Origin of the sequence: Georgenia yuyongxinii (genome assembly GCF_006352065.1) — a bacterium.
Classification (GTDB): domain Bacteria; phylum Actinomycetota; class Actinomycetes; order Actinomycetales; family Actinomycetaceae; genus Georgenia; species Georgenia yuyongxinii.
Genome location: NZ_CP040915.1, coordinates 1,279,963 through 1,305,032 on the forward strand (window position 1 = coordinate 1,279,963; position 25,070 = coordinate 1,305,032).

The 25,070-nt window shown below is 72.6% G+C and carries 19 protein-coding genes and 1 pseudogene; 12 read left to right on the top strand and 8 right to left on the bottom strand.

Features of this window, described 5'->3' with window-relative positions; translation table 11 throughout:
* Nucleotides 1-50: 50 nt before the first annotated feature.
* The 3 genes from valS to FE374_RS05865 all read right to left on the bottom strand — a co-directional run bounded on the left by valS (nucleotide 51) and on the right by FE374_RS05865 (nucleotide 5,394).
* Nucleotides 51-2,729 (bottom strand): valine--tRNA ligase, encoded by a 2,679-nt coding sequence (gene valS / locus FE374_RS05855; protein ID WP_139927656.1) that lies wholly within the window; start codon nucleotides 2,727-2,729, stop codon nucleotides 51-53.
* A 181-nt stretch (nucleotides 2,730-2,910) separates the two neighbouring features.
* Entirely contained in the window at nucleotides 2,911-4,203 is a 1,293-nt protein-coding gene (locus tag FE374_RS05860) for an alpha/beta fold hydrolase (RefSeq protein ID WP_223173652.1), read from the bottom strand.
* Nucleotides 4,204-4,281: 78 nt separating this feature from the next.
* Nucleotides 4,282-5,394: a carbohydrate kinase family protein gene (locus FE374_RS05865; protein ID WP_230978476.1), complete on the bottom strand. Its 1,113-nt coding sequence runs from the start codon at nucleotides 5,392-5,394 to the stop codon at nucleotides 4,282-4,284.
* Nucleotides 5,395-5,430: 36 nt separating this feature from the next.
* On the opposite strand from FE374_RS05865, the gene FE374_RS05870 reads away from it, so the two are divergent.
* The 5 genes from FE374_RS05870 to cofE all read left to right on the top strand — a co-directional run bounded on the left by FE374_RS05870 (nucleotide 5,431) and on the right by cofE (nucleotide 11,806).
* Nucleotides 5,431-6,777, top strand: a complete 1,347-nt coding sequence (locus FE374_RS05870) for a family 4 glycosyl hydrolase (RefSeq protein WP_139927659.1) — start codon at nucleotides 5,431-5,433, stop codon at nucleotides 6,775-6,777.
* A 621-nt stretch (nucleotides 6,778-7,398) separates the two neighbouring features.
* On the top strand, nucleotides 7,399-9,162 hold the full coding sequence (locus tag FE374_RS05875; RefSeq protein WP_168205607.1) for an HNH endonuclease: 1,764 nt from the start codon (nucleotides 7,399-7,401) through the stop codon (nucleotides 9,160-9,162).
* Between the two features lie 297 nt (nucleotides 9,163-9,459).
* Entirely contained in the window at nucleotides 9,460-9,858 is a 399-nt protein-coding gene (locus tag FE374_RS05880) for a cupin domain-containing protein (protein WP_139927661.1), read from the top strand.
* Nucleotides 9,859-9,947: 89 nt separating this feature from the next.
* Nucleotides 9,948-10,946 carry a TIGR03557 family F420-dependent LLM class oxidoreductase gene (locus tag FE374_RS05885; RefSeq protein ID WP_139927662.1) on the top strand — a complete coding sequence of 333 codons (999 nt, stop codon included), beginning with the start codon at nucleotides 9,948-9,950 and terminating at the stop codon, nucleotides 10,944-10,946.
* On the top strand, nucleotides 10,943-11,806 hold the full coding sequence (gene cofE, locus FE374_RS05890; protein WP_456319088.1) for a coenzyme F420-0:L-glutamate ligase: 864 nt from the start codon (nucleotides 10,943-10,945) through the stop codon (nucleotides 11,804-11,806). The genes FE374_RS05885 and cofE overlap by 4 nt, the downstream gene beginning before the upstream one ends.
* A gap of 72 nt (nucleotides 11,807-11,878) precedes the next feature.
* Here cofE and FE374_RS05895 read toward each other — a convergent pair whose 3' ends face one another.
* The 3 genes from FE374_RS05895 to FE374_RS05905 form a co-directional block, all read right to left on the bottom strand.
* Complete coding sequence (locus FE374_RS05895) at nucleotides 11,879-12,886, bottom strand: ABC transporter ATP-binding protein (RefSeq protein ID WP_139927663.1); 1,008 nt, start codon at nucleotides 12,884-12,886, stop codon at nucleotides 11,879-11,881.
* Nucleotides 12,883-13,923: a putative F420-0 ABC transporter permease subunit gene (locus FE374_RS05900; RefSeq protein ID WP_230978477.1), complete on the bottom strand. Its 1,041-nt coding sequence runs from the start codon at nucleotides 13,921-13,923 to the stop codon at nucleotides 12,883-12,885. The genes FE374_RS05895 and FE374_RS05900 overlap by 4 nt, the downstream gene beginning before the upstream one ends.
* A gap of 275 nt (nucleotides 13,924-14,198) precedes the next feature.
* Nucleotides 14,199-15,269, bottom strand: coding sequence for a putative F420-0 ABC transporter substrate-binding protein (locus FE374_RS05905; RefSeq protein WP_230978478.1), 1,071 nt, complete (start codon nucleotides 15,267-15,269; stop codon nucleotides 14,199-14,201).
* 476 nt (nucleotides 15,270-15,745) lie between these two features.
* Between FE374_RS05905 and FE374_RS05910 the strand changes: the two genes are divergently transcribed.
* The 7 genes and pseudogenes from FE374_RS05910 (at nucleotide 15,746) to FE374_RS05940 (ending at nucleotide 23,161) form a co-directional block, all read left to right on the top strand.
* Entirely contained in the window at nucleotides 15,746-16,594 is an 849-nt protein-coding gene (locus FE374_RS05910; protein WP_139927665.1) for a nitrilase-related carbon-nitrogen hydrolase, read from the top strand.
* 14 nt (nucleotides 16,595-16,608) lie between these two features.
* Nucleotides 16,609-18,027: a dihydropyrimidinase gene (hydA, locus tag FE374_RS05915; RefSeq protein WP_139927666.1), complete on the top strand. Its 1,419-nt coding sequence runs from the start codon at nucleotides 16,609-16,611 to the stop codon at nucleotides 18,025-18,027.
* Between the two features lie 32 nt (nucleotides 18,028-18,059).
* Nucleotides 18,060-19,076, top strand: a complete 1,017-nt coding sequence (locus FE374_RS05920) for a TIGR03842 family LLM class F420-dependent oxidoreductase (protein WP_139927667.1) — start codon at nucleotides 18,060-18,062, stop codon at nucleotides 19,074-19,076.
* Nucleotides 19,073-20,098: an ABC transporter permease gene (locus FE374_RS05925; protein WP_139927668.1), complete on the top strand. Its 1,026-nt coding sequence runs from the start codon at nucleotides 19,073-19,075 to the stop codon at nucleotides 20,096-20,098. Before FE374_RS05920 ends, FE374_RS05925 begins: the two co-directional genes overlap by 4 nt.
* Nucleotides 20,095-20,937 (top strand): annotated as a pseudogene (locus FE374_RS05930) (ABC transporter ATP-binding protein); the annotation flags it as partial. The gene FE374_RS05925 and the pseudogene FE374_RS05930, both read left to right, overlap by 4 nt.
* A gap of 242 nt (nucleotides 20,938-21,179) precedes the next feature.
* Complete coding sequence (locus FE374_RS05935; protein ID WP_223173654.1) at nucleotides 21,180-21,953, top strand: ABC transporter permease; 774 nt, start codon at nucleotides 21,180-21,182, stop codon at nucleotides 21,951-21,953.
* A 47-nt stretch (nucleotides 21,954-22,000) separates the two neighbouring features.
* The gene (locus tag FE374_RS05940; protein ID WP_139927669.1) at nucleotides 22,001-23,161 is read left to right on the top strand and encodes an ABC transporter substrate-binding protein; all 1,161 of its coding nucleotides are present in this window, start codon (nucleotides 22,001-22,003) and stop codon (nucleotides 23,159-23,161) included.
* A gap of 113 nt (nucleotides 23,162-23,274) precedes the next feature.
* Here the strand turns inward: FE374_RS05940 and FE374_RS05945 are convergent, their stop codons facing one another.
* Nucleotides 23,275-23,658, bottom strand: coding sequence for a nuclear transport factor 2 family protein (locus tag FE374_RS05945; RefSeq protein ID WP_139927670.1), 384 nt, complete (start codon nucleotides 23,656-23,658; stop codon nucleotides 23,275-23,277).
* A gap of 48 nt (nucleotides 23,659-23,706) precedes the next feature.
* Nucleotides 23,707-25,056, bottom strand: coding sequence for an endonuclease/exonuclease/phosphatase family protein (locus FE374_RS05950; RefSeq protein WP_139927671.1), 1,350 nt, complete (start codon nucleotides 25,054-25,056; stop codon nucleotides 23,707-23,709).
* Nucleotides 25,057-25,070: the final 14 nt, after the last annotated feature.

Consider the following 25,070-nt stretch of genomic DNA (forward strand, 5'->3'; position numbering starts at 1 on the left):
CCCGTGTGGCACCGCGGCCGGGCACGAGGCCCGACGGCGGTGGTGGTCGGTCAGCGACGCGGTTCGGGCTCGTCGAGCTCGTGGTCCGTCACGGTGGCCTGCTCGGCGCCGTCGACGCCCACGAGCTGCAGCTCACCGCGCACGCGGCCCGCGGCGCGCAGGTCACCCAGGGCCTGCTCCACCAGGGCGACGGCGGAGCTCGGGACCTCCAGCCGTACCCGCGCGTAGGTGGTGCGCTGGGAGACCTTGGCCTCGGACTTGACCTTGCGCAGGGCAGCGAGGGCCTGGCCGGTCGCGTCGATCAAGGTGGGGTCGCCGTCGGCCGCGGCCGTACGCAGGGGGGCGGCGGTGGGCCAGGAGGCCTGGTGCACCGAGCCGGTGCGGTACCAGTGCCAGACCTCCTCGGTGGCGAAGGGCAGCACCGGGGCGAACAGCCGCAGGAAGGTGTCCACCGCGATGGCCAAGGCGGCACGGGCCGAGGCGGCGTCGGCCTCGGGCAGGTCGCCGTCGCGGTTGTAGGCGCGGTCCTTGACCAGCTCGAGGTAGTCGTCGCAGAAGGTCCAGAAGAACGTCTCGGCGACCTCGAGGGCCTTGGTGTGGTCGTACGCCTCGAACGCGGCGGTGGCCGCCGCCACCACGTCGGCCAGGCCGGCGAGCATCGCCCGGTCGATCGGGGCGGTGACGGCGGCCGGGTCGAGCACGAGCGGCTGGTCCCCGCCCATGGTCAGGGCGAACTTCGAGGCGTTGAGGATCTTGATGGCGAGGCGGCGGCCGATCTTCATCTGCCCCACCTCGAACGCGGCGTCCGTGCCCAGCCGGGCCGAGGCGGCCCAGTAGCGCACGGCGTCGGAGCCGTGCTCCTCGAGCAGCCCCATCGGGGTGACGACGTTGCCCTTGGACTTCGACATCTTCTTGCGGTCGGGGTCCAGGATCCAGCCGCTGATCGCGGCGTGCTTCCACGGCAGGGCGCCGAACTCCAGGTGGGCGCGGACGACGGTGGAGAAGAGCCAGGTGCGGATGATGTCCTGACCCTGCGGGCGCAGGTCCATCGGGTAGACCCGCTCGAACAGGTCCTGGTCGCGCAGCCAGCCGCCGACGATCTGGGGGGTGAGCGACGACGTCGCCCACGTGTCCATGATGTCGACCTCGCCGACGAAGCCACCGGGCTTGCCGCGCTGGTCCTCGGTGTAGCCCGGCGGCACGTCGGTGCTCGGGTCGACCGGCAGGGCCGACTCGTCCGGGGTGAGCACACGGTCGTAGTCCGGCTCGCCGTCGGCGCCCACGGCGTACCACACCGGGATCGCGACACCGAAGAAGCGCTGACGGGAGATCAGCCAGTCGCTGTTGAGGCCGTTGACCCAGTTGTCGTACCGCACCCGCATGAAGTCGGGGTGGAAGTCGAGCTCCTTGCCGCGGGCGATGAGGTTCTCGCGCAGCTCGTTGCCGTCGGCCTCGGGGTAGGGGCGGCCACCGTTGCGGATGTACCACTGCCGCGAGGTGACGATCTCCAGCGGCTTGTCGCCCTTCTCGAAGAAGTTCGTCTTCCGCTGGGTGGGGGTGGGCTCGCCATCGAGGTCGCCGCTGGCGCGCAGGGCGTCGACCACGGCCTTGCGGGCGGAGAAGGTGGTCTTGCCGGCCATCTCCTCGTAGGCGGCGCGGCCGCCGTCGGTGGTCAGCCAGTCCGGGGTCTCGCGCAGGATGCGACCGTCGCGGCCGAGCACCGGGCGGGTGGGCAGGTCGAGCCCGCGCCACCACTGCACGTCGGTGAGGTCACCGAAGGTGCAGCACATCGCGATGCCGGCGCCCTTGTCCATCTCCGCGGCCGGGTGGGCCAGCACGGGCAGCTCGACACCGAAGACCGGGGACGTGACCGTGGTGCCGAAGAGCGGCTGGTAGCGCTCGTCGTCGGGGTGGGCGATGAGGGCCACGCACGCGGGGAGCAGCTCGGGGCGGGTGGTCTCGATGTGGACCGGGCTGCCATCCGGCTGGTGGAAGGCGACCTTGTGGTAGAAGCCCGGGTAGTCGCGGGCCTCGAGCTCGGCCTGGGCGACGGCGGTCTGGAACGTCACGTCCCACAGTCCCGGCGCGGCCGCCTGGTAGGCCTCGCCGCGGGCGAGGTTGCGCAGGAAGCCGGCCTGGGCGACGAGCCGGGCGTCGTGCCCGATGGTCTGGTAGTGGTGGTTCCAGTCCACGCTCAGCCCGAGGTGGCGCCACAGCGACTCGAACTGCTGCTCGTCCTCGGCGGTCAGGCGCAGGCACAGCTCGACGAAGTTCCTCCGGCTGATCGGGATCTGGTCGGCGGCCTTGATGGACTTGCCCTCGCCGCCCTCGTGGGGCGGGGTGAAGTCCGGGTCGTAGGGCAGGGAGGGGTCGCAGCGGACCCCGTAGTAGTTCTGCACGCGCCGCTCGGTGGGCAGGCCGTTGTCGTCCCAGCCCATCGGGTAGAACACGGCCTTGCCCCGCATGCGCTGGTAGCGGGCGACGACGTCGGTGTGGGTGAAGCTGAACACGTGGCCCACGTGCAGCGAGCCGGAGACGGTCGGGGGCGGGGTGTCGATCGAGTAGACCTGCTCGCGCGTGGCGCTCCGGTCGAACGCGTAGGTGCCCGCCTCGGTCCAGGCGGAGTTCCAGCGGTCCTCGAGCCCGTCGAGGCTGACCTTGTCCGGTGCCTGCGGGGCCGGGAGGGTCTCGGTCTCGGGCACGGTACCGGCCAGGGGTGCGTCGCTCATGGTGACCGATTCTTTCACGACGGCGGTAGTGCGCGGCATCACGGTCATCACGGCCCCGGAACGCCCGGCTCAGTCGGCCGAAGCCGGCCGCTCTGGTCGGTGTGAGCGCGTCTTTCGCCCGGCGTTGGGGCTGACGCCCGGCGTGGAAGCTCGCCACCGCCGCACGCCCCCGCCGTCGCACTCAGCTGCGGGCGAGCGTGATGAGCCGGTCGAGGATGTGCTCGCCGTCGACCCGGATGCCGTCGTGGTGGTACTCGTTGGTGATCCACGGCCGCAGGTTCTGCACCGCTCGGGCGGTCTCCTGGGACAGCTCCACCGGGACGAACATGTCGTCCGTGTACACCGCCGCCGCCACCGGCACCGTGTTCTCGGCGAGGACCTGCGGGTCGTAGAGCGCGGGGAAGTCCTCCTTCGCCGCGAGCAGGTCCGCCGCGGCGGCGAGCGGGGCGAGCGCTGGGTCCTCACGCAGCTGCCAAGGGTAGATGTGCTCACCGGTGAGGTGGTAGGGGGTGGCGTGCCAGGCGGGGTCGGCGTCCTCGGCCATGGTGGCGAACTCGCCGCGCACGCGGTGTGCCGCCCAGTGGGTGGCCGCGCGCTGGGCGTAGATCGTCTCGTGCAGCACCGCGTACAGCTCGCGGCCGGCGTAGCTGAGCAGGGCGCCGGCGTCGGCGAGGAAGCCGCGCGAGAGCCGGCGGGCGCCGGCCACGGTCACGAAGGGGTCCTCGAGGAGGTAGTGCAGGGCGTCGAAACCCAGACCGGCGCCGAGCCGGGTGCCCACCTGCCGCAGCCGTCGGGCGCTGAGCCGTTCCCCGGTGGGCAGCAGCTCCTCGGTTTCCGCCAGGTGCCGGGCAACCTCACGCAGGGTCGCCTGGTCGTCGGGGTAGCGGGCGAAGTACTGGGCGTTGCGGCGGGCGGTCTTGGCGTAGGTGAGCCGGTAGACCTGCTCGGCCGGCGTGGTCAGACCCGGCAGCCCACCGGTGACGAAGGCCTCGCGGAGCCCGCCGGGGGCCGTCGAGAGGTAGCTGATGATGACGAACCCGCCGTAGGACTGGCCGAGCACCGACCAGGGTCGGTCGCCGGCCAGGTGCCGGCGCAGGGCCTCGGCGTCGGCGACGATGGCGTCCGCCCGGAAGTGGCTCAGATAGGCGGCCTGCGCGGCGGCGTCCCCGCGTGCGGTGATGGTCAGCGCGTCGCCCGGGGTGGACAGCCCGGTGCCGCGCTGGTCGAGGAGCACCACCCGGTAGTCCCGCAGGGCCCTGTCGATCCACCCGGAGATCCGCGCCGGCCGGTCGCCCCGCCCGCCGGGCCCACCCTGGAACCAGACGAGGTGCGGCTTCTCGGCACCGCCGTCGCGCACGATCTCACGGGCGAAGATCTCGATGGTCTCCCCGCCCGGCGCGGCGTGGTCCAGGGGCACGGTGAGACGGTGCGCGAGGACGTCGTGGCCGTCGAGGCGGTACCGGGTGGTGTCCATGCCGGCCATTGTTCCCTGCCCGCGTTCGCGCCCGCGGTGGAGCGCCGGCGCCTGTGGAGCCTTGGCCCGCGTGGAGGGTCAGCGCTCGCGGAGCGTCGGTGCCGGTCGGGTGGCGTTGGCACCTTCGGCGTCGGACAGCCGCGCCATCGTGGCCTCCGCCCGGCGCACCCGCGCCAGGGCGTGCCCGGGCAGGGCGTCGGTGAGGAACTCGTAGTGGTCCGCCGTCGCCCGGGCGGCCCGGTCGCCGGTGCGGGCGGCCGCGACCGTGGCGGCCCACCAGTCGGCGATGTCGCCCCAGCCGGGTGCGGCGAGCGAACCGCCGAAGTGCTGGACGGCGAGGGACGCGCAGAGGGTGGCGAACCGCAGCCGCTGCTCCAGCGCCCAGCCCTGCAGCGTGCCTGTGACCAGGGCGGCGGCGAACACGTCCCCGGCGCCGGTGGCGTCGATGGCGTCCACCTGCAGCGCCTCCACCTGCGCCTCCTCGCCGGATGCGGCGTCGACGGCGAGCGCGCCCTCCGCGCCCAGGGTGACCACGACCAGCGGCACGTGCGCGGACAACGCCCGGGCGGCCTGGAGCGGGGTGTCGGCGCGGGTGTACGCCAGCGCCTCCACGACGTTGGGCGTGAAGGCGTGGCAGCCGTTGAGGAGCTCCAGGTGGCCCGGGTCCCACGTCTCCGACGGGTCCCACGCGGCGTCGGCGAAGACCAGGGTCCCGGCCTCGGCGGCGGCGCGCCACCACGGCTCCGTACCCCGGGCGGTGCCGGAGAGCTCGGCGACGACGGCGCGGGCCGGCGGGGCGCCGGCGAGCAGCTCCGCAGGTGGTTCCGGGTCCTGATGACCGTGGGTGACCATCGCCCGGTCGCCGTTCAGCGCCATCGAGACCGTCACCGACGTGTGCCAGCGGCGGTAGCGCCGGGAGGGTGTCAGGTCCACGCCCTCCTGCTCGCCGAGCACCGTCCACAGCCAGTCGGCGTAGGCGTCGTCGCCGAACCCCGCGGCGAGGCCGGTGCGGAGGCCGAGCCGGGCCGCGGCGACCGCCAGGTTCGCGATGCCGCCTGGCGCCGACCCCATGCCCGTGGCCCACACCTCCGTGCCCGCGCGCGGCGCGGTCGGCAGGCCGGTGAAGACGATGTCGAAGAAGACGGGCCCGGAGACCAGCAGGTCCAGGGAGTCGGCGGAAGAGGCGCTCACGCTGGCCGATCCTGCCACCGCAGTACGGTGAACAGCGTGAAGCTCACGATTCTCGGCGGGGGCGGCTTCCGCGTCCCGCTCGTGTACCAGGCCGTCGCCGCCGCCCGCGGACGGGTGGACGTCACCGACGTCGTGCTCCTCGACGATGACGCCGCCCGCCTCGCCGTCATGACGGACGTGCTCGCCCAGCTTGCCGCCGAGACCGGTGGTGCCCCCGGCGTGCGCGCCGCTACGGACGTGGACGACGCCGTCGCCGGGGCCGACGTCATCTTCTCGGCGATCCGCGTAGGCGGGACGGCGGGGCGCACCCATGACGAGCGGACGGCGCTGGCCGCGGGGGTGCTCGGGCAGGAGACGGTCGGGCCGGGCGGCCTAGCCTATGCCCTGCGGACCGTCCCGGTGGTCGACGCGCTCGCGGCCCGCATCGCCGAGCTCGCCCCGCATGCCTGGACGATCAGCTTCACCAACCCCGCCTCGATCGTCACCGAGGCGATGCGCACCCACCTGGGCGACCGGGTGGTCGGCATCTGCGACACGCCCATCGCGCTCGTGCGCCGCACGCTGCGCGCCTGCGGGCTGGATCCGCGTGCGTTCGACCGCGGCGAGGTGGAGGTGGACTACGCCGGCCTCAACCACCTCGGGTGGCTGCGCGGGGTCCGCGCGGAAGGGACGGAGCTGCTACCGGCGCTGCTGGCGGACGACGCCGCGCTCGCGGGCCTCGAGGAGGTCCGGCTCATGGGCGCCGGCTGGGTGCGCGCGCAGCGGGCGCTGCCCAACGAGTACCTGTACTACTACGACTTCACACGCGAGGCCTTGGCGGCGATCACCGCGGAGGAGCGGACCCGTGGTGAGTTCCTCGCGCGCCAGCAGGGCGATTTCTACGCCGCGGCCGCCGCAGCACCCGGGAACGCCCTGGCGCTGTGGCGCGCGGCGCTCGCCGAGCGGGAGGCCACGTACATGGCCACCGAGCGGGAAGGAGCCGCCGCGGGGGAGCGGGAGGCGGAGGACCTCGGCGGGGGCTACCACGAGGTGGCGGTGGACCTCATGGCGGCGCTGCTCGGCGGTGAGGAGCACCGCATGATCCTGGACGTCGCCAACATCGGCGACGACGGCGCATCGCTCGTGCCGGGCCTGCCGGCGGACGCCGTCGTCGAGGTGCCTGTACGAGTCGACGGCGCCGGGGTGCACCCGCTCGCCCCGCAGACCCCGCTGACACCGGCCATGCTCGCCCGGGTGGCCGCGGTCAAGGCCTGCGAGCGGCTCATCATCGAGGCCGCCCGAACCGGCTCGCGCGAGGCGGCCTGGCAGGCGTTCGCGATGCATCCGCTGGTCGACTCTGCCGCCGTCGCGCGCGGGCTCGTGGAGGCGTACCTGCCCGGCTGAGCTCTGGGCACCTCACGTTCACGAGGTCTCGTCGTGGCACCGCGGCTTCTCAGCGCGGCGCGCGCCGCGGCGAGTTGTCTTGTGGTGCGCCGTTGGATGGTGACCGGCGGCGCGCCTCCTGCGACCGGCGCGGACATAGCAGGCTCGAGACGCCGCCGCACCGCCCGTGGCGGCCGCTGGCCGCTGCCGCTGGCTGGCCGCTGGCCGCTGGCCGCTTCCGCTGGCTGGCCGCTGCCGCTGGGCGCTTCCGCTGGCCGCTTCCTTTCCAACTCGCCTCAATATGCCCAGGCATGTGTCGGCATCGAGCCCGCCGGGCGACGCTTTTGTGCACAGGCAGCCGTCCGTGTCGGAGTGATGTCGGTGGCGCGTCGTAGTGTTCGAACATCAGTTCGATGATGTGCTGAGGGGGTGGGACCGGTGCCGGAAGTCGATGCGGATGTGGTGGTGCCGCCGCCTGGTGGGTCGGCGCCGTCGGAGCTGCTGAGTGCCGTCCGTGTGGCGGTGGCCGGATTGACGGCGGGGGCGCCGGTGTCGGGGCCGGGCTGGGGCCACGCGGAGCGGGAGGGTGTGATCGCCGGCCTTGATGGGGTGATCTCGTCGTTGACGTTGTATCGGGGGCAGTTGCTGGTCGCGCACAAGGAGGACGGGCGGTGGGGCACCGCGCTGGACCGGGACTTCGCGGACTGGCGGGGCCGGGCGAGCGGGACGGGCCGGGGCCCGGCGGTAGGTGAGTTGCAGGTCGCGGAGGGGTTGGCGGCGATGCCCGAGGTCGCGGACGCGGTCGCGGGTGGGGAGCTGACGCTGGAGCATGCGCGGGCGTTGACGCGGTTGCGGGCCACGGGGTCGGCGGAGGTCAAGGCCGCTCTGGAGGGCGGAGCGGCGGCGGACCTGGTGGCCAAGGGCAAGAGCCTGAGTGCGCCGGAGCTGGCGCGGGAGGCGAAGAAGGTCGCCGCGGCGATCGATGCGCAGGCCGCGCAGGACAGTTTCGCGGCGGTGTGGCGGCGTCGGTCGGTGGCCACCCGCCGGGGTGCGGGCGGGCGGGTAGGTGAGTGGTTCCTCGATGATGTGGGCGGCACGATCGTGGAGACCGCGTTGGACGCGATCGTGGGCAAGCCGGGCACCGATGATGACCGGACCCGCGAGCAGCGCCGCGCGGACGCGTTGGTGACGATGGCCTCGCGGGTGTTGCAGGTCGGCGCGGACCGGGTCGGGGCCCAGATCCGCCCGCATCTGGCGTTGATCGTGGAGGAGCAGACCTGGGCGGCGCTGCTGGCGCGCCGGGCCGCGATCGAGGCCGCCGACCAAGCCGCGGTCGATGCCGCGGCCGGGTTCACCGGTGCCGCGTTCGGTCTGGGTCCGGACGGGCTGCCCCGCGCCCTGGGCACCCTGGACACCGCCGGCACCGACGGCCGCGACACCGCCGGCACCGACACCTCCGGCACCGACTGTGGCGGCGCTGGTGGTGGGCGGGACGGGTGTGTGCCGGCGCGGCGGGTGGTGCTGCCGGGTCTGCCGCCGTTGCCGAACGTGGCGCCGGCGGTGCTGGAGGACGGGTCGCTGGTCCCGGGTGGGGAGCTGGACCGGATCGTGTGCGACTGTCAGGTCACCCGGATCGTGATGGACGCGGCGTCGATGCCGTTGGACGTGGGGCAGACCCAGCGGTTGTACAACCGGGAGCTGCGCCGGGCGGTGACCACCCGGGACCGGCACTGTCAGTGGCCGGGGTGCTCGATCCGGGCGGCGTGGTGCGAGGTCCACCACGTGTGGTTCTGGGCCAACGGTGGGCCGACGGCGTTGTGCAACGGGTGCACGTTGTGCATCTATCACCATCACCGCGTCCACGACGAGCACATCCGCATCACGATCCTGGCCGACGGGTTCGACTTCCACTACCGCGACGGCCGGCACCTGGGCACCACGCATCGACCACCCCGGCCCTCAGGGGCCCGCCGCGCGACCACCGGTAATGTGGTTCCGGACGCGTTGACGCCGGCGCGGACGACCTGCCACGACCCGCTGATCGAGTCCTGGCCTCCGACGCTGGACCAGACCCCGCGCGCGGGGGCGAGTACCGGACCGGCAACCACCGGAACACGCAAAGCCCAGCCCACCGCGACGACGCTGACATCGGCGACGTCAGGCGCCGACGGGACCGGCACACCCCGTCCGGGCGCCCCGCCAGGGAGCCAGCCCAGCGCCCCACCCGGTGGCCAGCCCGGGGCGCCGCCAGGAGGCCAGCCCGGAGCGCCGCCAGGAGGCCAGCCTGGGGCACCGCCAGGGAGCCAGCGAGGTGCCCCGCCCGGGAAGTCTGCAGGCGCTCACCCTCAACCATTGCTGTGGGTCGACGGCATCCCAGCCGGACAGGCTACGGAACCGCCCTTCTGACCAGACAGGTCATGCGGGGGCCGCGCCACGCAGTCACTCTCCACGGTCCCGTCCGGAACGTCCGGACGGGACCGTGCCGCGTGTGCTGGTCGGTCCCGACGCGCGGTGTGCCGGTGAATCCGAACGCTCAGGTGTGGACCCAGGTTCATCCCCCTCGATGCCCGCGGGCGACAGGGGCCGACGTAGGCGTCCCGAGGACACGACCGCCCGTTCCGCCTGCACGTCATCGCCCCCTGCGAGACGCTAGGGGCCTCGAGCACCGGCGGCGCCCCTGGCTGCCGGAGATGGGGAGTGACGATGACCATCCGACTGTGGTCGCGCGAAGGCGAACCCGAGCAGAGCGCCGATTTCCGCCGCGTGCTGTGGACCGGCGAGCACAGCCAGCTGGTCGTCATGACCATCCCGGTCGGCGGCGAGATCGGTGAGGAGACGCACTGGGAGTCGGACCAGATCCTCAGCTTCGTCGCCGGCGCCGGCAAGGCGGTCATCGAGGACGAGGAACAGTTCGTGGCACCAGGCGACATCGTCGCGGTTCCGGCAGGTACACGGCACAACTTCGTCAACGTCGGCCCCAACCCTTTGGTGCTCTACACGATCTACGGCCCGCCCGAACACGCGGACGGCGCGGTGCACCACACCAAGGAGGACGCCGACACCGCTGAGGAATCGGGCGAGGACGAACCGCCACAGCAGTGAGGAGTGGTGACCGTGATGCGCGGATCCGGCAGCGAGCCGTGCGTCGGTCTCCGACGCCGCGCGCGCAGTGACCTGCCAGGATGACGGTCATGAGCCTGACGATCGGTTATGCAGCGGCGCTGGAGCAGTTCGCGCCTATGGAGGCGGTGGAGTACTCCGCCATCGCTGAGCAGCACGGCTTCTCCGGGGTGATGGCGGCGGACCACTTCCAGCCCTGGACGCCTACGCAGGGGCAGGCGGGGTTCGTGTGGAACGTGCTCACCGCCGTCGCCGAGCGCACGCGCGGCGACCTCGGTCCCGGGGTGACCGCGCCGACGTTCCGCTGGCACCCCGCGATGGTGGCGCAGGCCTCGGCGACGCTGGCGGCGATGTACCCGGGCCGGCACTGGCTTGGGCTGGGCTCGGGAGAGGCGCTCAACGAGCACATTCTCGGGCAGTACTGGCCCGAGGCACCTGAGCGGATCAACCGGATGTTCGAGGCCATCGAGATCATCCGCAAGCTCTTCACCAACTCCGCGGCGGGCAAGGACACGAAGCATGCCGGGACGTTCTACAAGCTTGAGTCCACCCGGTTGTGGACGATGCCGGACCAGGCGCCGCCGATCCTGGTAGCGACCGGCGGGCCGGTGACCGCCAAGCGGGCCGGCAAGCACGCCGACGGCCTGATCACGGTGGGGGCGCCCCTGGAGAAGATCGGGAACCTCTTCGAGAAGTTCGCTGCAGGTGCGAAGGAAGCCGGCAAGGACCCCGAGGCGATGCCCAAGGTGCTTCAGCTGCACCTGTCCTGGGCGCCGACCGATGAGGAGGCACTGGCCAACGCGCTCGACCAGTGGCCCAACGGCGGGATGAAGTTCCCCAAGGCGGACATCCGCTCCCCGTTCGATTTCGCGGCGATGGCCAAGTTGGTGCGGGAGGAGGACTTCGCCGGCCGCATGGTGATCTCGGCGGACCCGGACGCGCACCGGGCGGAGATCCAGCGCTACGTCGACCTCGGGTTCGACCGGATCTACCTGCACAACGTTGGCCGCAACCAGGCCGAGTGGCTCGAGGTCTTCGGACGCGACGTCCTCCCGAACCTCGCCCGATGAGCGCGCAGGAACCGATCGAGCGCGGGAACCCCGACGCACCGACCGAGCGCGGGAACCCCGACGCACCGACCGAGCACGAGCCCTCCGACGCCACCGCGCCGGCAGCGATGGTGCTCGCTCAGGCGCCCGACGGCGTGCCCACGATCACCAACGGGGACGACCTCGCCGCTCGCCTCACACCCGTCCTTGCCGCGCTCACCTGGCCGGACGGCACGACCGGCGTCGCCGAGGGCGACGTCGTGGTGGTGGCCTCCAAGGTCGTCGCCAAGGCGGAGGGGCGGCTGGTCGCCGCGCGTGACGCCACCGAGCGCGACCAGGTGATCGCGGGGGAGACCGTCCGGGTGGTCGCCACGCGCGAGCGGCCTGATGGGTCCGTGCTGCGCATAGTCGAGAACAGGCAGGGCCTCGTGATGGCGGCCGCCGGCGTCGACCTCTCCGACGTGCCCGCCGGCACTGCTCTGCTGCTCCCCGAGGACCCGGACGCCTCCGCTCGACGCCTGCGCCGCGGGCTGCATGCACGTCTGGGAGTGCGGCCCGGCGTCCTGATCACGGACACAGCCGGCCGTCCGTGGCGCCGGGGGGTGGTCGACATGGCCATCGGCGCCGCCGGGGTGCGGGTGCTGGCCGACCACCGCGGACGCCATGACGCCTACGGACGCGAGCTGCAGGTCACCGTCGTCAACCTGGCCGACGAGATCGCCGCCGCCGCCGAGCTGGTCAAGGGGAAGGCCGCCGGGCGGCCGGTCGCCGTCGTGCGGGGCATGGCCCACGCCGTCACCGTCGAGGACGGCGACGGCGCCGCGACCCTGATCAGGCCCCCTGCCGAGGACATGTTCCGCAAGGGCGTCAGCGAGGAGTGAGCCCGCCGCGACCGCGTTGGGCGCGTGTCAGGCGGCGCCGGGACGGTGGTCACCCCGCAGTCGGCCGACCGATCAGGCGGGGTCGAAGACGAGCAGGTCTCGCCCGCCGGCGACCACGCGGTGCGCCCGAACACCGTAGACCGCACTGACCAGCTCGGCGGTGAGCACCTCGCCCGGGTGACCCGCGGCGACCACACGGCCGGCGTCCAGGACCAGCACGTGGTCGCAGGATCGCAGCGCGTGGTTGAGGTCGTGCAGGGCGGCGAGCACCGTCACGCCGTCGTCGGCTAGCTCGCGCGCCAGGCCGAGCACGGCGAGCTGGGCGGCGACGTCGAGGTGGTTCGTAGGCTCGTCGAGCAGCAGCACCTGAGGTTCCTGCGCCAGCGCCCTGGCAAGGTGCACGCGTTGACGTTCCCCGCCCGACAGGGTCGCGAAGTCACGGCCGGCGGTGGCCCCCGCGCCCGTGCGGGCCATCGCCCGATGAGCGACGTCAACATCGGCGACCGAGTCCCCGCCCCAGCGCGGACGGTGCGGGGTGCGGCCCAGGAGGACGACGTCGAGCACGTCGTGGGCGACGTCGGAGGCGGCGTCCTGCTCGACCAGGGCGAGCGCGCGGGCGCGCTGGCGGCGGGTCAGACGGGTCAGCTCCGCCCCCGAGAGCAGGAGGGTGCCCTGGGCCCGGGGGAGGGCACCGACCAGTAGGCGCAGGAGCGTGGACTTCCCGGCGCCGTTGGGGCCGACGACGGCGCACACCGCGCCGGCCGGGACGGTCGCGTCGACGCCGTCGAGGATGGTGACCGGGCCGGCCGCGTAGGTCAGGGCGGCGATGTTGAGGGCCGGGACACGGTCAGCTGCGTCCGCCGTCGAGCTGGAGTAGGCGCCGGTGGGCCCGAGCGTGGCGGCTGCATGGTCGAGGCTGGCCGCTGTCTGGTCGCGGGTGGTGGCCGGCTGGTCGAGGTCAGCGGCCTGCTGGTCGACGGCGGCGGCCGCATGGTCGAGGCTGGCGTCTGACCGATGATGTGCGGCGTACGCGCCGTCGAGCGCGACGGACCCACGGGCGGCGTCTGGTTGTGTGCTCATTCCCGGCCCCTTCGGCGCAGCAGCACCGCGAACACCGGCGCACCGATCGCAGCAGTGAGGATGCCGACGGGCAGCTCACGCGGCTCGAACATGCTCCGAGCCACGGTGTCTGCGAGCAGAAGGAAGATCGCCCCGCCCAACGCGGCGACCGGCAGCAAGCGGTGGTGCCGCCCACCCACCAGGAGCCGGACGGCGTGCGGCACGACCAGCCCCACGAACCCGATCGACCCGGCAACCGAGACCAGCAGGGCCGTCAGCAGCGCGCCCGCCCCCAGCAGCACCCACCGCGTCCGGGTCACGGCTATGCCCAGCGAGGCGGCCGAGACGTCCCCGAACGTGAAGGCGTCGAGCGTGCGGCCCTGGGCTGCGAGGAACGTGCCCACCACGGCGGTCGCGCCCACGGCGAGCCACGCCTCGGACCAGGTGGCCCCGCCGAGCGAGCCCATGAGCCAGGAGAGGATCTCGCGGTAGGAGTCGCCGGTGGCGGACCAGAAGATGACGAAGCTGACGATGGCGGAGCCCAGCTGGGCGACGGCCACCCCGGCCAGGACCGTGCGCACCGGGGAGAGTCCGCCGTCCCGCCGGGCGGCCAGCGCCAGGGTCACGACGAGGGCGGCCAAGGCGCCGACGAACGCGGCGACCGGCAGCGCCGCGGACAGGCCCAGCACCAGCACCAGCACCGCGCCGACCGAGGCACCCGACGAGACGCCCAGCAGGTAGGGGTCCGCCAACGGGTTTCGGGTGAGCGCCTGCATCACCGCGCCCACCACGGCCAGACCGGCACCGACAGCGGCCGCGGCGAGCACCCGCGGGGCACGCCCCTGCCAGATGATCGCGTCCTGGATGACCGTGAGCGGATCCGCCGGGCAGGTGACCCCGGGCCCGGCCGCGGTGCACACGTGGTGCCAGGCCGAGGCCCACACCTCGCCGACGGTGATGTCCGCCTGTCCCAGCGTGACGGCCCAGCCGGCCGTCGCGGCGAGCACCACGGCCAGGCCGAGCAGGACGGCGCCCGGCAGCAGGCCCCGGCGGGACACCCCGGCCGCGCCTGCTGGCGGTCGCGTGTCTGCCTGTGGCCGAGCGTCCACGGGCGGTCGCGTGTCTGCCTGTGGCCGAGCGTCCACGGGCGGTCGCGTGTCTGCCTGTGGCCGAGCGTCCACGGGCGGTCGCGTGTCTGCCTGTGGCCGAGCGTCCACGGGCGGTCGCGTGTCAGTCGGCGGCCGCGGGTCTGCCGGAGGTCGGACTACGGCGCCGCTCTCGGCGACCACGTCTGAGGCAGCTGCGGCATCCGGTCCGCTCCGCGACGCCGACCTCACGTCCCCGCCTCGAGCTCCGTTAGCTGGGCGGCCAGGTCCGTGACGGCCCCGACGTTGCGGACCCCCGCCTCGGTGGCCGGGAACGGCACGGTGAGGTAGCGGCCTTCCTGCACGGCGGGGAGCGCCGCCGTCACCGGGTTGGACTCGAGCACCTCGATCTTGTTCGCCGCGGTGTTCCACGCCGAGTCCACGAGCACGATGACGTCCGGCTCACGTTCGGCGACGGCCTCCCAGGCCAGCGACGTCCACGTGTCCGCCACGTCACCGGCCACGTTGTCCAGCCCTACTGCGTCCATGATCATCTGCGGCGCCCCGATGCCGGCACCGACGAACGGCGTGTCGGACCCGGAGGAGTACCACAGCGCGCTCAGGCCGGTGTCGGAGGGAACGACCGCCTCGAGCTCCGCGCGCTGCTCGGCGACCAGGGCGGCGGCGGCCTCCGGCTCGCCGAGCACCGCGCCCATCTCCTCGATCTCCGCGAACACGAGGTCGAACGTCAGCCGCTCCGGCTGGTACTCACCCTTGCAGGCCGACGGCGCGACATAGGTGGCGATGCCCAGATCGGCGTACATCGCGCGCTCGCCGGCTCCGTCTGCGGAGAGGTTGGACTCCCATCCGGCGTACACCAGGTCCGGCTCCAGGTCGAGCACCGCCTCGGCGGAGGGGTTCTTCTCGGCAAGCACCGGGGGCTCGGCCGCACCGGCGAGCTCGGTCGGGATCGCGCCGTCGGAAAATGCGGTGCCTGCGAGCCGGTCACCGGCCCCGAGCGCGAGGACCATCTCTGTCGCGGAGGACTTGATCGTCACGATGCGCTGCGGCGGGGCATTCACGGTGGTCTCCACGCCGCAGGTCGTCACCGAGAGCGGGAACCCTCCCGCGTCCGGTTTCGCGGACGGTTCGGCGGAGGTGCCCCCGGCAGGGCCCTCCGGCACGGCAGACGCACTCCCACCGGGCCCGTTCGGCGCGGCGGTGCCCGCGCCGCAAGCCGCCAGAACCAGGGCGGCGCCGGCGAGGACGGCGACGACGGCGGGGGTGGTGCGGCGGCGGACGTGGACGTGACCGGGCACGGGGACTCCAGGTGGTGGAGGAGGGCCGGTCGCGAGGGTCACAGCGCCCACACGCCGGTGGCGGGAACGGGCCATAGGCCCACGTCCAGGCCCACTCGCCGGGCCATGCCCGGCCCGGGGTCCGTGGCGATCCTACTCACTGGTGCCCGGCCGGGACCCGCTTGTCCGTAACGCCCCGGAAGGTCTGGGCGCTCTGGTACGTTCCGAGACCACCGACGCGTGGAAGCGTCGGCAGAACGCCGCGTATCGCGCCGCCGGGGCTGCTTTCGCACCGTGCCGACGGCGCACCTGAGGTCCTTGTGGCCGCCGACACCTGCGGTGCGGTGCCGGCCCGGCCCCCGATGCGACTGCGCCCGGCTGGCCCGGGACAGCCAGACCCAACCGTGCCGGCTGGTCCGGCACGGCCCCCACCGGTTGACGCGGGCTGGTCGGGGCCGATCTGTCGACGCGTCTCAGAGCCACGCGGAGGAATCTCGATGACAACCGTCAAGGTCGCCCTGACCCAGACGCCCTGGACCGGCGACCGGGAGTCGATGACCCGGCTGCACGAGGACTTCGCGCGGCAGGCTGCCGCGCAGGGTGCTCAGATCATCTGCTTCCAGGAGCTCTTCTACGGGCCCTACTTCGGCATCACGCAGGACACGAAGTACTACGACTTCGCCGAGGGTGTCGAGGGGCCGACCACACGGCGGTTCGCCGCGCTTGCCAAGGAGCTCGGCATGGTGATCGTCCTGCCGGTCTACGAGGAGGAGCAGCCCGGCATCCTGTACAACACCGCGGCCGTCATCGACGCGGACGGGACCTACCTGGGCAAGTACCGCAAGCACCACATCCCGAACCTGCCGAAGTTCTGGGAGAAGTTCTACTTCCGCCCCGGCAACCTCGGCTACCCGGTGTTCGACACCGCCGTCGGGCGCATCGGCGTCAACATCTGCTACGACCGGCACTTCCCCGAGGGCTGGCGCGCGCTGGGCCTGGCCGGCGCACAGATCGTCTTCAACCCCAACGCCACCGCCCCGGGCATCTCCAACCACCTGTGGGAGATCGAGCAGCCCGCCGCGGCCATCGCCAACGGGTACTTCGTCGCGGCCTCCAACCGGGTCGGCGCCGAGACCAACGAGTACGGCGACGACGCCGTCACCTTCTACGGCAGCTCCTACGTCGTGGGCCCGGACGGGCACTTCGTGGGCGACTGGGCCTCGAAGACGGACGCGGAGGTCAAGGTCTGGGACGTCGACCTGGACCAGATCCGTGAGGTCCGCGAACGCTGGCAGTTCTTCCGCGACCGCCGCCCCGACGCCTACGACGCCATCGTCGAGCCCTGAGGAGGGGACAGTCGATGAAGACGCTCATCACCGGGGGCACGGTCGTCAACGCCACCGGCGCCACGCCCGCCGACGTGCTCATCGACGGCGAGACCATCGCCGCCGTCGTCGCCCCCGGCTCGACCCTGCTCGGGTTCGACCTGGCCGCCAACGTGGACACCGTCGTCGACGCCTCCGGCAAGTACGTCATCCCCGGCGGCATCGACGCGCACACCCACATGGAGATGCCCTTCGGGGGCACCTTCGCCTCCGACACCTTCGCCACGGGAACGACGGCGGCCGCCTGGGGTGGCACGACGACCATCGTGGACTTCGTGGTCCAGTACGCCGGCGAGAACCCGCTCGAGCAGTACGCCGCGTGGCACGAGAAGGCCGCCGGGAACTGCGCCATCGACTACGGCTTCCACCAGATCCTCTCCGACGTGCAGGACTCCTCGCTCACCGCGATGGACGAGCTCGTCGCCGAGGGCGTCACGAGCTTCAAGCTCTTCATGGCCTACAAGGGGGTGTTCCTCTCCGACGACGGCCAGATCGTCAAGGCCATGCAGAAGGCCGCGGACAACGGCTCGCTGGTGATGATGCACGCCGAGAACGGCTCGGTGATCGACCTGCTCGTCCAGCAGGCTGTCGCCCGCGGCGACACCGCGCCCTATTTCCACGGCCTGACCCGGCCCTGGCAGGCGGAGGAGGAGGCCACGCACCGGGCGATCATGCTGGCCAACCTGACCGGGGCCCCGCTGTACGTGGTCCACGTCTCCGCCAAGCAGGCCGCCGAGCAGATCGCGCAGGCCCGCGACCGGGGCCAGAACGTCTTCGGGGAGACCTGCCCGCAGTACCTCTACCTCTCCCTCGAGGAGCATCTCGGGGCACCTGGCTTCGAGGGGGCGAAGTGGGTGTGCTCCACGCCGCTGCGCGCCCGTGCCGAGCACCACCAGGACCACATGTGGCGCTCGCTGCGCACCAACGACCTGCAGATCGTCTCCACCGACCACTGCCCATTCTGCATGAAGGGCCAGAAGGACATGGGGGTGGGGGACTTCTCCAAGATCCCCAACGGCATCGGCGGCGTCGAGCACCGCATGGACCTGATCTACCAGGGCGTGGTGACCGGCGAGATCTCCCTGGAGCGGTGGGTGGAGCTGTGCTGCACGACGCCGGCCCGCATGTTCGGTATGTACGGCCGCAAGGGGGTCATCGCCCCTGGCGCCGACGCCGACATCGTCGTCTACGACCCCAACGGGCACACCAGCATCGGGCTGGGCAAGACCCACCACATGAACATGGACTACTCCGCCTACGAGGGCTTCGAGATCGACGGGCACGTCGACACGGTCATCTCCCGCGGCAACGTCCTGGTCGACGACGGCGAGTTCCGCGGTCGGGTCGGCCACGGCCGGTACGTCAAGCGCGAGCTCTCCCAATACCTGATCTAGCCGCCCCTCCCGAACCTCATCGAGGAGTACGCATGGACTTCGGCGTCGTCCTGCAGACCAACCCGCCATCCTCCCGCGTGGTCGAGCTCGCCCGCCAGGCCGAGACGCACGGCTTCAGCCACGTGTGGACGTTCGACTCGCACCTGCTGTGGCAGGAGCCCTACGTCATCTACAGCCAGATCCTCGCCGCCACCCGCAAGGTGATGGTCGGGCCCATGGTCACCAACCCGATCACCCGGGACGTGACGGTGACGGCGTCGACGTTCGCCACCCTGAACGAGATGTTCGGCAACCGCACCGTCTGCGGACTCGGTCGCGGGGACTCGGCCGTGCGGGTGCTCAACGGCCGCCCCGCGTCGCTGGCCCAGCTGCGGGAGTCCGTGCACGTCATCCGTGAGCTCGCGAACTCCCGGCCGGTGGAGATCAACGGCTCGACCGTGCGCTTCCCGTGGGCGCACGACTCGCGCCTGGAGGTGTGGGTGGCCGGGTACGGGCCCAAGACCCTGGCGCTGACGGGCGACGTCGCCGACGGGTTCATCCTCCAGCTCGCCGACCCCGACGTGACGGCGTGGACGATCCAGGTGGTGCGCGAGGCGGCCGAGAAGGCCGGGCGCGACCCCGACGCGCTGCAGTTCTGCGTGGCCGCGCCGATGTACATCGGCCAGGACCGTGCGCACATGCACGACCAGTCCCGGTGGTTCGGCGGCATGGTCGGCAACCACGTGGCCGAGCTGGTCGCACGGTACGGGCAGGACTCGGACTTGCCCAGGTCTCTGACCGACTACGTCGCGGGGCGCACCGACTACGACTACAACGAGCACGGGCGGGCCGGCAACACCCACACCGAGTTCGTGCCGGACGACATCGTCGAGCGGTTCTGTGTCCTGGGCACCTGGCAGGAGCACGTCGCCAAGCTCACCGAGCTGCGCGGGCTCGGCGTGACCCAGTTCGCCGGCTACCTCATGCATGACAACAAGGAGGAAACCCTGCGCCAGTACGGCGAGCACGTCATCCCCGCGATGCGCGACCTGGTCCTCGCGAAGGTATGAGCACACCGCCGGCCCGCGCCGCCCGGTCCGCGCCGGACGGCCTGGTCCCCGACGTCGCGGCGGCGGTCTCGGCCGAGCCGGGCGTCCCAGGCGCCACCCCGGTGCCCGGGGGCTCGCGGTCACCCAACCGGTGGCCCTGGGCGGGCGGGTCGTGGCCCCGCTGGGTGCGGACGGCGGTGCTCGGGATCGCCGGTGTGCTGATGCTGGCCCTGGTCTGGGAGCTGTACAAGCTCCTCGGCCCGGTGGAGGGCGTCAGCGTCGGCGAGACGCGGGTGCTGCCCCGCACGGACGAGCGGTCCATGCCGCACGTGTGGGAGATGGTGTCGCGGCTGTTCCAGCCGGCGACCGGGGCGCCCGGGGCGCCGCCGCTGCTCGTGCCGCTGCTGAGCGCATCGGTGTTCACCCTGGCGGTCGCGATGCTCGGCTGGTTCGTGGGCGTCGTCGTCGGGGCGGCCCTCGCCGTCCTCATGCTGCGCTGGCGGCTCGCGGAGTCCGCCGTCCTGCCGTGGGTGATCCTCAGCCAGACGGTGCCGCTTGTCGCCCTCGCACCGCTGGTGGTCGGCTGGGGCGGGCGCATCCACATCGGTTCCCTGGAGTGGGAGCGGTGGATGTCGGTGGCGGCCATCTCCGCCTACCTGTCGTTCTTCATGGTGGCGGTCGGGACGCTGCGGGGGTTGAAGGCGCCCGACGCGGTGCACGTAGACCTGTTCCGCAGCTACGCCGTTGGCTGGTGGCGCACCCTCGTGCGGTTGCGGCTGCCGGCGGCGGTCCCCTTCCTGCTGCCCGCCCTGCGCCTGGCGGCCGCTACCTCCATCGTGGGGGCGATCGTGGCCGAGGTCTCCACCGGCACCGCCGGCGGGATCGGCCGCCTCATCATCAGCTACGCCCAGTCCGCCAGCGGCGACCCGCCCAAGCCCTGGACCGCGATCTTCGCTGCCGCCGCCCTCGGGCTGGTTGCCGCCGGGCTTGTCTCCCTCGTCGGGACGGGCCTGCGTCGCTACCGCTTCTCGGAGGTCTCATGAGCACCGCCACACCCGCCGCCGGGCACCGTCACGCCGCCAAGGTCGCCGGCGCCGTCGCCGTCCGTGCCGAGCAGGTGGGCAAGGTCTTCCCCGGCAGGGGCGGCGACGTCGTCGCCCTCCAGGACGTCTCGATGAGCGTGGCACCGGGCGAGTTCGTCTCCCTCATCGGTCCCTCCGGGTGCGGGAAGTCCACTCTGCTGCGGCTCGTCGCCGACCTGGACGCGCCCACGTCTGGCTCCCTCGAGGTCTTCGGGCGCACGGCGGACGCGGCGCGCCGCGCCCAGGACTACGGGATCGCCTTCCAAAGCGCCGGCCTGCTGCCGTGGCGCACGGTCCGGGGCAACGTCGAGCTGCCGCTCGAGCTGCACGGCGCCAACCGGCGGGTGCGGCGGGCGCGGGCCGACGAGCTGCTGGCCCTGGTCGGGCTCACCGACTTCGCCCAGGCCTACCCCCACCAGCTCTCTGGCGGGATGCAGCAGCGCGTCGCGATCGCGCGGGCGCTGGCCGAGTCGCCCAGCCTGCTGCTGATGGACGAGCCGTTCGGCGCGCTGGACGAGATGACCCGCGAGCACATGCAGACCGAGCTGCTGCGCATCTGCGCAGAGACCCGAGCCGCCGTCATCTTCGTGACCCACTCCGTCCCGGAGGCCGCCTACCTCTCCGACCGGGTGGTCGTCATGTCACCGCGGCCGGGCCGGGTGCAGGAGATCGTCGACGTCGGACTGGGGGAGGCGTTCCGTCGGGAGGCGGCGCTGCGGGAGGACGAGGCGTTCTTCCGGGCCGTCACCCGCGTGCGTGAGGCGCTCCACGGCGTCGAGCCCGCGAGCAGGGCGGCCGCGGCCAACGCAGACGAACCCACGACCGGCTGGAACGACGACGGGCCCGCTGCGGACCCGAGCGCCGACGAGCCCACCGCGCAGCGGAACGGCGAGCGCACCGCCGGGCCGAACGGCGAGCGGACCGCCGGACCGAACGACGAGCGCACCGCCGGGCCGAACGGCGAGCGCACCGCCGGGCCGAACGGCGCGCCCGCCGCCGGGCGAAGCCCTGGTACGCCCGCCGCCGCACCGGGAGCGGACCGGTGAGGGCGGCGCGTGCCGTCTCGCACGTCGCGGCCCCGCTGCTGCTCGGGGTCCTCGGGCTCGCGGCGTGGGAGTGGCTGGTGCTCGCCGCGGACCTCAAGCCGTACCTGCTGCCAAGTCCGACCGCGATCGGCGCCGAGCTCGTCGCCTCCGGCCGGCTGGTGCTGGACGACACCCTTTCCACCGGGTGGAACGTGCTGGTCGGGCTCGTCGCCGGGGCCGTGGCCGGTGTCGTCGTCGCCCTGGCGGCCGCGCGTTCACGCCTGCTCGACGGGGTGGTGTCCCCGCTGGCCGCTGCCGCGGCCGTCATGCCGATCGTCGCGCTGGCACCGGTGCTCAACAACATGTTCGGGTCCACCACGGAGGTCTCCCGGCAGATCATCGTCTCCGTCGTGGCGTTCGCACCGGTCTTCTTCAACACCCTCAAGGGCCTGCGCCAGGTGCGACCGGTGCACCGGGACCTCATGCGCGCCTACGCGGCGAGCGGCTGGCAGGTGGCGCGGACCGTCACCCTCCCCGGAGCGGTGCCATACGTGTTCACCGGGCTGCGGCTCGCATCGGCCGTGGCCGTGATCGCCGCGGTGGTCGCCGAGTACTTCGGCGGCCGCCAGAACGGTCTCGGTTCCGCGATCACCTCGGCCGCAGCAGCCAGTGCCTACCCACGTGCGTGGGCGTACGTGGTCGGGGCGATCGTGCTCGGCCTGGTGTTCTACTGCGTGACCCTCCTGCTCGAACGACTCGTCGCGCGCCGCATGGGCGGTGCCGTGGCCTGATCGCTCAATTTTGTCCCCCGTCCCCCGTACGACCGAGAGGATCCACGATGAGGCTCACGAAACTGTCCGCCGGGGTGGCCGCAGCCGCCGCGGCCTCGCTTCTGCTGGCCGCCTGCGGTGACTCGGGCGACCCGGCGGCACCGGGCGATGATGCGACGAGCGAAGCGGGCGGAGAGCTCACCCCGGTCTCACTCCAGCTGCAATGGTTCATTCAAGGGCAGTTCGCCGGCTATCTCGCCGCTGACGCCCTCGGCTACTACGAGGACGCCGGGCTCGACGTCGAGATCGTCGAGGGCGGCGTGGACATCGTGCCGCAGGCCGTGCTGGCGGACGGGACGGTCGACTACGCGATCGCCTGGGTCCCCAAGGCGCTCGCCTCCCGGGAGCAGGGGGCCGGGATCACCAACGTCGCGCAGATTTTCGAGCGGTCCGGCACCTTGCAGGTCGCCTGGGCGGACTCGGGCATCTCCGCCTCGGCGGACCTCGCCGGCAAGAAGGTGGGCAACTGGGGCTTCGGCAACGAGTTCGAGCTCTTCGCGGGCATGACCGGTGCCGGCCTCGACCCCGCCACCGACGTCACCCTCGTGCAGCAGCAGTTCGACATGAACGCGCTCCTCGCACGCGAGATCGACGCCGCCCAGGCGATGACGTACAACGAGTACGCGATGCTGCTCGAGGCGGAGAACCCCGACACCGGTGAGCTCTACACTGCCGACGACTTCACCGCCATCGACTGGAACGACGAGGGCGTCGCCATGCTCCAGGACGCGGTGTGGGCCAACACCGAGCGGCTCGAGGGCGACGCCGACTACCAGGCCACCACGGTGGCATTCCTGACCGCGTCGTTGCGCGGGTGGATCCACTGCCGCGACAACGTCGAGGAGTGCCGCGACATCACCGTGGCCGCCGGCTCCCAGCTGGGCAACAGCCACCAGGCGTGGATGGTCAACGAGATCAACAAGCTCATCTGGCCCTCGACGAACGGCATCGGCACGATCGACAAGGCCATGTGGGACCAGACCGTTGAGATCGCCATGACGGCGCAGAACGACCAGGGCGCCACGGTGCTCACCCGTGAGCCCGAGGGCCTGGCCTACACCAACGACTACGTCGAGCAGGCCCTCGAGGCGCTCAAGGCCGACGGTGAGGACGTCATGGGCGAGGGCTACAAGCCGATCGAGGTCGAGCTCGCCGCAGGCGGGAACTAGAACCGATCGCCGCGGTCCGGGACCGGCACGTGCCGGTCCCGGACCGCGCGGCTCACGGCGCGCGGCTCAGGACGCGCGGCTCAGAACGGAGTGGACGCGGGGACAACCCGCGGTCAGGTCTGTGCGCGGGTGACCCACGCCGCGCGCCACTCGGGCGCCTCGAACGGTTCGGCCCAGTACGCCGTCTCGCGGGCGATCCTGCCCTCGCGCATCTCGAAGACGAACACGCTGTTGTAGGCCGGCCCGCCGTAGTCCAGCGTCGCCTCGAGCACGACGAGGTCGCCGGCACTGAGCACCCGCCTCGGCGTGACGGTGGGCAGGCCGGGGAACGCGCCGTACACGGCGCGCCGGTTGTCGCCCCCGATCACCTGCTCGCCGGACTGCGGCCAGTCCATCACGGCGTCCTCGTGGAACAGCTCGTCCATGACCTCGACCCGTTTGTCGTTGAGGCACTGGACCAGGCGCTCGACGACGGCACGGTTCTCGTTCTCGCCCATGGCGTCCACCTTCCGGCGGGGTCCGCACCCGTCCGGGTGCGGACGAGGTCAGCGTAGCCCCGGGACGCGGACGTCGACCCAGACGAGACGATGGTCGGAGCTGGGGGACGGGAACTGGCCGGTCAGCTCCGAGCCGGGCTCGTCCGCCATCGGCCAGAACACCCCGGCCCCACGCACCGGCAGGTTCCTCGAGGGCAGGACGTAGTCGACCCGCAGGTTCCCCGGCGCGGTGTCGTCGAAGTCGGCCGTGTCCCGGGCCGGGTCGCCGCGGTGGGCCACGTTCGCGCCGCGCTGGGTGGCAGCGGCCTCGACCGCCCCGCCGGAGGTCGGTCGCGGGTCCCGCACGCGACGGTGGTCCAGGAGCTGGTCGATCGCGCCCGGCACGGAGTCCCCGTCGAGCGGATCGGCGTTGTAGTCACCGGTGACGACGAACCTTGCACCGGGCGTCAGGCCGCCGGTGCGGCCCGCGTCGTCGTAGATGTAGTCGTCCGCCCGGCCGCCGGAGACGTAGTCGGCCCAGAACCGGATCTCGTCGTGGTTGCGCCGGCCGTTGCGGTCCTCCGGACCGTCGAAGCTGGGCGGGGTGGGGTGCGCGGCGAGGACGTGCACCGTGGTGTTCCCCACCTGCACGGGCACGTCCCAGTGCGACTTGCTGGACAGCGGCAGCACGTCGAGCTCCTCCGGTGCGTACCAGTCGGCCGCCGCGGGCGTGGCCGGGTCGTCCGGCAGCAGCGCGCCGGGCATGTCCCGCCACAGGAAGCTCTGGAAGGTGCGCACCCGGTCGGTGTCGATGGGGTAGCGGGAGAGCACGACCATGCCGTACTGGCCGGGGAACGTGCCGAAGCCGAGCGCGTCACTGGCGCCCTCGGGCGTGCCGGGCGAGCCGACCACGCCGTCGTTGTCCAGGTCGTGGCCGGAGGGCAACCCGGTGTTGAACGGCACGGTGGGCGGCGCAGCGTCTTCCGGGGCGGTGACGCCCAGGCCGGTGTCGCCTGACTCGGTGTCGTCGCGCGTCTCGGCCAGGCCTGTGTAGACGTAGGGATAGTCGACCGGTGCGGCGCCGCCGGCGACGAGACCCGCCTGGAGGTACTTCTCGCGGAAGTCCCGCACAGCCTGCCCGGTGGGATCGTCGTCGAACTCGTTGAGCAGCACGACGTCCGGGGCGGTGAGCCTGATGATCTCCGCGACGGCGCGAGCCTGCGCGTCCGCACCGGTCGCGAGGTCGGCGGCGAGCTGGCCCTCGGCGGCCCGGTTCAGGGAGGCGTTGAAGGTCGCTACCCGCAGGGTGGAACGGTCGTCCGGGCGGGCTGTGGGCTCGGCGGCGGCGGGCACGGCCAGGCCTGCGGCCACCACGGCCGCGACCCCGAGGGCGCCGAGCGCCCCAGCCTGCACGCGCATATGGCCAAGGTAAC